Genomic DNA, 1,555 nt, shown 5'->3' with positions numbered 1-1,555 from the left:
AATAGACCCTTATAGGGTCAAAGCAAACCACCGGCTAAGCCGGTGGTCGTGATTTTAATGATATTTATGCATCCGCACATAATAGCTGATACATAAGATTACAGTGGCTCCGCTCCATGCTGCAATCTCTGCAAAGAAAATACCGTCCTGTCCGATAAAATGGGGAAGGATCAGTGCAGCACTGATACGCATGACAAATTCAGCCATACCACTTACCATAGGCATTAAGGTATCTCCCAGCCCTTGAAGTGCAGATCTGTACACGTACAGGAAGTACAAAACCCAGAGCATGGCAGCCATAATAGAGAGGTATTTAAAAGCAATTGCCAGTACCTGCTGTGTCTGCTGCGGTTCACCTGAGATGAAAAGTGAGAGAATATTTTTTCCAAATAAAAACATGGCAGCAGAAATGATCAGTGAGGTAAGCAGGGAAAGCAGCATACTGCTGCGGACGCCTTTTCTGATCCTGTCAATCTTTCCGGCTCCCAGATTCTGACCCACATAGGTAACGATGGCATATCCATAGGAAATAGCAGCCATTTCCAGCAGACCATAAAGCTTGTTTGTAGCTGTAAATCCTGCTACAAAAAGGAAACCGTAGCCATTGATCACATACTGGACTACCAGACCGCCCACACCGATGATGATATTCTGGAATACAACAGGAATACCAAGCTTCATCAGGCGGGCATTCATGCCGGAGGCAGGCATAAAATCTGCTCTGGTCAGATGAACGATATCAATTCTGCGTAAAATCAGGAAACAGTAAACAGCGGAGAAGCTCTGTGCGATCACAGTTGCGATTGCTGCTCCTGCCACACCCCATCCGAAGCCTGCCACAAAAAGGATGTCCAGTGAGACATTCAGCACAGATGCGATGATCATTGCGGTCAGCGGTGTTTTACTGTTTCCCATAGCTCTTAGGGCAGAGGCAAACATATTATAGGCTGCTGTGGCCGGGATTCCACAGAAAATGATACGCAGATATAACAGAGACATTCCGATAATATTGGAAGGTGTATGCAGCCCTGTTAATACCAGCGAAGCAAAGGACTGGCTAAGAATGAATACTCCGATTGCGATAAATGCGGTCAGCCGGTAACTGTGTGCCAGAGATTTACGCAGATTTTCGAAATCCTTTGCCCCATAATACTGGGAGAGCTGAATGGAAAATCCCTGGGTGAGTCCTGTGGATATTCCTGTGACAACCCACATCAGAAAGTCAACAGCACCCAGTGCGGCAAGAGCCTCCACACCTGCAACCTGCCCAACAACCATGGTATCCACCATTGTATAAAGCTGCTGACAGATATTTCCCAGCATCAGGGGAATTGCAAAAAGAATGATCAACCGTCCCGGTGAACCGGAGGTCATATCCTGAATCTTGGTTTTCATTAGTATAAAAGTTCCTTTCCTGAGCATATTTGAAAAAGTTTAGAAATGATTATTCGAATATGCCCTGATATTTACATTAATAATTTGTAACTATTCAGTAGTCTGCTATCCCGCGAGGTGTTTTGGCACGTAAGTACCAAAATCCCGAGACATACAAGCC

General features: G+C 45.3%; 1 protein-coding gene. It reads right to left on the bottom strand.

The features are described 5' to 3' along the window. Positions 1 to 54 precede the first annotated feature (54 nt). On the bottom strand, positions 55 to 1,395 hold the full coding sequence (locus tag LJE11_RS19010) for an MATE family efflux transporter (protein ID WP_215679973.1): 1,341 nt from the start codon (positions 1,393 to 1,395) through the stop codon (positions 55 to 57). Positions 1,396 to 1,555 lie beyond the last annotated feature (160 nt).

Source organism: Blautia sp. DFI.1.216 (assembly GCF_020594215.1).
Taxonomy (GTDB): Bacteria; Bacillota; Clostridia; order Lachnospirales; family Lachnospiraceae; genus Blautia_A; species Blautia_A wexlerae.
This window is presented reverse-complemented; position numbering and strand designations above follow the sequence as displayed.

Excerpts from the sequence above, each read along its gene's own strand:
- LJE11_RS19010 (WP_215679973.1), bottom strand. The coding sequence starts at position 1,395 with ATGAAAACCAAGATTCAGGATATGACCTCCGGTTCACCGGGACGGTTG.